The organism is Bartonella sp. AP88HLJMH (genome assembly GCF_042195605.1).
Lineage (GTDB): Bacteria > Pseudomonadota > Alphaproteobacteria > Rhizobiales > Rhizobiaceae > Bartonella.
On record NZ_JBHIOR010000037.1, the window covers coordinates 1 to 6,066 of the forward strand.

Genomic DNA, 6,066 nt, shown 5'->3' on the forward strand with positions numbered 1-6,066 from the left:
GCCATTATTTCCAGTGTTTTTGGCTATTATGGTTATAGAAGCCGTAAGGACACTTTCATGCTTTAAAACGTCTACCTTTAAAGCAAATACATAAAAAGCTGCACGCATAGTGCAGCTTTTTTGCAAAATTTTCTTGATTTTTCATGCTTTTCAACACAACAAGAATTTTCGAAATCTACGTGAAGCTTTTATAAGCGTGAGAAACAAGCTTCAAAATAAAAGATTTTTTTCAATAATTCTATTTTTTTATGTTTTTCTTTTAAAAAACTTCTTAAATGAAGTGTTGACTCCATCGATTATATATATGCCATTACAGCATAACAAATATGCGACTCTTGCTCTATTTTTTGCATTTAAGCCAAACAAATTTCGCAGAAAAATATTCCTCTACGATCAACAACTTTTCTCAATGTGGAAAACATATCAATCTTACATCTCATGTAAGAGGGAGCATTATGCGGTTAACATTTCATCCACACACAATATGAGAGAATAAGTTGAATTCTCTGATACAAAGGGAATACCAACCTACCCAATGATCTATTCTCAACAAAGCAACACTCTCACCACTTCAATACCAGTATTTTAGTTTGAGTATACGAACACAATTTACATTCTAGATTAAATGTATCAAATAAATAATGAACATAAAATCTATGAATAAACAATGGTTTAACTGTACATGCTTCAAACAAAGAACAAAATTCTATAATCATGCGTTATTAATTCTTTTGTAAATATTTTATACAGATATCAAAAATCGTACCATTGCTTTCAATACAAGAAACCGACATAAAAAGTTTCATATTGAATGACCAAAATAGTCTTTTACAAATTGCGATATTAGAGCAAAAACTTCATTGGCTAATTATACGAAAAAATAAAATAGAAAATGCATTTTAATAAATATAAAAGCAAATTGTTTTATAAAAGAATATGACAAAAACTGATAAATCAACTTATGATCATGTATTTATGATTCAGATATTGAGTTCAATTTTGCACAATCATTTGAAAAAAACGATAAGATTAAAGTTTATGCGAAACTGCCTAAATGGTTTAAAATTGATACATCTCTTGGATCATATACTCCCGATTGGACTGTATTATTCGAGCAAAATGGGCAAGAAAAACTGTATTTTGTTGTGGAAAGCAAAAGAAGTATTTTCGAAGACATGTTGCGCGTTCTGGAAAAAGCAAAAATCCATTGCGATCGTGAACATTTCAAAGCTTTAGGAGAAAATACCCAATATATTGTTTCTGATAATTATAAAACTTTTATCGATCAAGCAATTCAAAAAGATACCACAACAACTTGAAAAAATGTTTGGGTTATGGAAACAACCCTCCCCTGTTTTTTATAAAATGCACCTTTTTCCTACTCTATAATTTACAAGCTCTTCCTTATAACCAATTTTAATTTTTATTAAACAATCAAGAAATTATCGAACATTTTTCAGAAAGAGCTGCACATTTAAGAAAAGAAAATTATAAACTATTGAGAATACATTTGATACCCAAACAATCATTTAAGCATAAAAAATGATATATAAACAAACATTGGATTTTTAAGTCAATAATTTGATTTATAAAGATTTTCACATTTTCCATGTTAAATAATAAATGCAAATGGAGCAGGCGTGCACGTTTGTGTAGGTTCTGCTTTTGCTCTCATGCAGATTGAGTTGACAGCAAATAGACTCCTCGATAAACTCATTGACATCAGCTTAACTGATGGCTTAATTCTAGAGAAAAAGGCGGGTTGTACACAAGGGGACCATCAGCACTTCCAATCATATTCATCCCAATATCAAAACCGCAGATATCACAAATGCGTGTTAATTTTTAAAAGTCTGTGAATGGGGCGCAACCAATGTTTTAAAGAACATCTGTAGGGAGCATGATCATGCAAAAGGTAGATTCCTATACTCAATCAGAAAGGTATGTCATATATACCGTCATTATTTCCAGCATACTTCCTCTGCTGGACGGGAGCATTGTCAATGTCATCCTTCCTAACCTTGCGCATTATTTTTCAGTCGGAGAAAATAATATACAATGGGTTGTAACATCCTATTTTCTCGCCACCGTTCCAGGGCTGCTAATGGCCGCTTTTGTGCAAGGAAGAATAGGTATCAAAAGCACTTGGTTTCTTGCAAGCTTCATTTTTATGCTTGGATCACTGGGGGTAGGATTAAGCTATAGTTTTCCAACTATTATATCTGCTCGTATCGTTCAAGGTTTCGGGACAGGTCTTTTGCTGCCCCTTAGCCAAACCATCATTGCCTTACAATTTGGACAGACACGAGTGCGCCAAGCCATGGGCACCATAGCCGTACCAACAGTTTTCGCTCCTGCCTTTGGTCCGCTGGTAGGCGCCTCGCTTGCTCAGTATGTGTCTTGGCGTTTGTTATTTTTTATCAATATTCCGCTTATTTTATTGGCACTCACCCTTGGAGCAAAACATTTAAAGAGCAACGAAACAACAAAAACAAAATTTAACTTATTTGCATTTTTAGCGTTTTCCATCTCCCTTCTTTCGTTTTTTTATCTCACAGAAGCCAGAAATATCAATAACCACAACGCCCTCTTTATCCTAGCGCTTATAGCCGTGATATCTCTCATATTATTCATTGTTTCTAATCAGAAAGCAAAAAACAAATTAATCGTCTTTAGCGGATTTCAAAATGCGCGCTATACATTGCTCATGATCATGGGGCTCGTTGCTTCATTTCTTTTTTATAGCTTCCTCGTTTATTTCCCACTAGCCGTTGCCATGGGAGGAAACTATGAAAAGAGCCTTCTCATCATCGGTGCCCTCCTTGCTCTGCAAGGAGTGGGTGCGTGGATTGGCAGGAAATTTATTTACCAAAAATGGAAAGAAAAATCTCCCTTTTTCATGATAGGAATTGGTTTAGTGATATCAAGCTTTGGGTTATTATGCTTCGGCTATAATATAAGCATGGATGGACTTGGATTCTTGCTAAGAGGTGTAGGACTTGGCATCGCCACCATTGTCTGCCTTTCCGCCCCCATCCAATATGTCAACAGTTTATACGTCAAAGATACAGCCGTTATCACACGCATATTACAGCAAATAGGTGGTGCCTTAGGGGGTATATTCGCTGGCTTTTTGATCCATTCGCTGACAGAAAAATCCCTGTCCTTAAACCAAACATATATCGTATTCTTCATATTCTCTATCACTGCATTTTTACTGTTTTTCCTAGCCCTCTTCTTATCGCGTAAAGAGAAGAATTCCGATTTATGATATGCTTTATTTGAACTCCCTATCCATAACATTGGCAATAGCTTATAAAATCATACAGCATTTACCACTTTTCGAGAAACCAACACACTGAGACCTTGAGCACAGCCTTCATCATTTTTATGAAAGAACACTAAACCGATAAGCTCCTTAAGCTCTAAAATTGATCACCTCCAGTAACGTACGGTGTTTGTAATTTTATGATACCTCTGTGCTTTTAGATTCCTCTAAAAACCTCTTGAAATATGGGATTTTCTGATCAGACCTTTGCAAGATCCACGAAATTAAGCACGCATTTCAATGCGGAATAGTCCCATAAATGCGCTAACAGACGCCCTACCGAACCAGCATAGAATATAGAACCCGCCCCCGCGCACGCCCCTATAAATGCTAATCATCTTCTATAACGCACCGCGATGTGGAAAATCGCACTGTATTGCAAACTTGATAATGTTATTCCCCCCTTTTCAAAGTCATTGAATCACTATGCTTTTATAATCACAATAGGTTCAAATGAAACTGAAGCGACAAAAACAGCTGGTAAAGCAGCATCTTCTCTCCATTTCATTGTTAACTGTTATAAGAAATCTCCCCCGCTTTAATAAAAAAGCCCTCTCTCATTGAGAAAGAAATTTTAAAAACATTGAAAATCATGAAGCACGATGACAGACAGCAAACCATCTCTAAAAAGGCTGTTTTTTACTTTTACAGCGTACTCTTAGATTTCTCTAATATCTTCCTGCCTTTAAATTTTCCTTATAAAATTTACGGACAAAAGAAGCTTTTCAGAACTCTTTTACACATAACTTCATTGCTTCAAGCTCCCTTACAGACACGATAAACGCATATATTTCCATCTACCAAGTATGCGAGCTTCACAGCGGATATAATGAAAACAGTCTTTTTATAGAAAACAGTAAACTTTAACGGAATAAACGAGATTTTAAACTAGCCTTCCGCATTACTCATTACTCTATACCGGTTATGCAAATAAAGAGCGCCATCTACTTTTTCTGACAAGCAAAGAACACACACAACATTTAGTAACATGCCATTATTAAAATTCTTGTCACAAAACCTTCCGTTCAGGGATTATGCGCATTGCCTGCTTCCTTCTCTCTAATAAACAATCTGCCAATAAAGAATGCTATTGCAGTTACGATAATACAAAATTATACTTCTGTTCTCATTCTATATTTTTCGAATTATCACACATTATTCCCCCCTTCACTGTTATAACAATGAAAGGAGAAAAATAAAACACAATATGGCATTTATCTTTCACAAATCTTATATAAGCCACAAAATTGTTGCGCGACCTTCTATAAAAGGTCAGGCAATAAAATCATACTCTAAAAACCACTCAACATACCACTTTTTGATATTATAAAGCCATAAAATGCAATTATCATCTCCGCAAAAAATATCTCAGAAAAACAAAATCCCTCCTGCAACAATTAGGATACTCTCTCAAATATTACCAAAGTACTATTGGCCAAAGAATTTGGATGCCTTATTTTTTTATACACCATCTGCTCCTCATGAGTATCGAAGTGATGATGATGAAGTCAAGATTAAGAAACGACTAGATACAATCAATGTAGAATGCAATAAACCGCTTGAAGTCCTTGGTCCCCTGCTTGGTGATTTTTTGGACAGCGAGTTTCATAAGTTAGTCGGATTCATATTTCAAGACATACCAGAAGATCAAATGCTACAACAGCTTAAAGAAGATCAACGTAAAGTTTTAGAAACGTTAAAGAAAGATGGATTAGAATATCAGCGTGGAGGATATATTATCAAGAATGAGCTAACCTTCACACAAGAATTGCAAAAAGCTGGTCTCCTCTCTACAGAAGAGCTACAAAAACGTATTACAGAGAAAGGACTTTCAGCAGTAGAAATCGAAATAAAAAGAGCATTAGAAAATATAGAAAAAGATCCAAAGGAGGCGGTTCTATTTGCAGCAAATCTATTGGAAGCCTCTTGCAAAGCTTATCTCGACCACCATTCTATCCCATATGCAGAAAACGCCCGTAATACGCTGCCCGTTTTATGGAAACAAGTCGTTAAGAAAGCTAAGATCCATCCCGAAGATATGAAGAAAGAAAACTTAAAAAATCAAGATCTAGATGAAAATGACTTAAAAATGATCGCATCCGGTCTGTATCAAATTGTAGATGGTACTATGAGTTTAAGAAACAAGAAAAGTGCAGCGCACGGCCGCTCAGAAAAGGATTTTAAACTAATCAATCTCAAACCTCACCATGCGCATTTAACTTTTAATGCCGCCCATTCTCTCTCAATTTATATTTTAGAGCTCATGGATCAGCCATAATAAAAAACTTTAGAAAAAACATATCACGACTACCAGCATTTTCTCATGCCATTTTTAATGCCTAAAAAGCATTAAAGGGGGCTTCTGCTACCCTACAAAACCAAATATTTCTATAGCATGACAACATGAGTAGTCACAGCACCCTATGGTTCTCCTCTTCCCCACGTTTCTAGGCTCTGCTTCTAAAGTCAGTGGCAATTTCTGTAAATGCAAAAGCCGCCCTTAAGGATGACGAATGAGGATGGTGCAAAAGTATTGCCTTGATTATTTTTTTTAAGAACAAACTAGCTGGTGTACTATTTTTGGAAAGCTCTCGTGCAGAAATATTATGATGGAGAAGCTAGTCATTATGATAAAAACACAAGTCTTAACTCCCTAAAGAGAGAGAATCTGAGTTTAGATTTAATTTCTACAAAGCCTTTATGCGCGTAAATTAGATACCTATACGTTCTTCCCCTAC

3 protein-coding genes are annotated in these 6,066 nt (G+C 35.5%); all 3 read left to right on the top strand.

All coding sequences use genetic code 11. The features are described 5' to 3' along the window. Nucleotides 1–1,028 precede the first annotated feature (1,028 nt). The 3 genes from ACFIMA_RS09015 (at nucleotide 1,029) to ACFIMA_RS09025 (ending at nucleotide 5,606) form a co-directional block, all read left to right on the top strand. Nucleotides 1,029–1,319: a hypothetical protein gene (locus tag ACFIMA_RS09015; protein WP_375632739.1), complete on the top strand. Its 291-nt coding sequence runs from the start codon at nucleotides 1,029–1,031 to the stop codon at nucleotides 1,317–1,319. A 587-nt stretch (nucleotides 1,320–1,906) separates the two neighbouring features. Further along, a complete protein-coding gene (locus tag ACFIMA_RS09020) occupies nucleotides 1,907–3,271 on the top strand; it encodes an MFS transporter (RefSeq protein WP_375678161.1) in 1,365 nt (454 codons plus the stop codon). A 1,396-nt stretch (nucleotides 3,272–4,667) separates the two neighbouring features. Further along, the gene (locus ACFIMA_RS09025; RefSeq protein ID WP_375654147.1) at nucleotides 4,668–5,606 is read left to right on the top strand and encodes an abortive infection family protein; all 939 of its coding nucleotides are present in this window, start codon (nucleotides 4,668–4,670) and stop codon (nucleotides 5,604–5,606) included. The last annotated feature ends 460 nt before the right edge of the window (nucleotides 5,607–6,066 follow it).

What these genes read in the sequence shown, in the direction of transcription:
- ACFIMA_RS09020 (WP_375678161.1), top strand. Translation starts at nt 1,907, where the DNA reads ATGCAAAAGGTAGATTCCTATACTCAATCAGAAAGGTATGTCATATAT.
- ACFIMA_RS09025 (WP_375654147.1), top strand. Translation starts at nt 4,668, where the DNA reads ATGCAATTATCATCTCCGCAAAAAATATCTCAGAAAAACAAAATCCCT.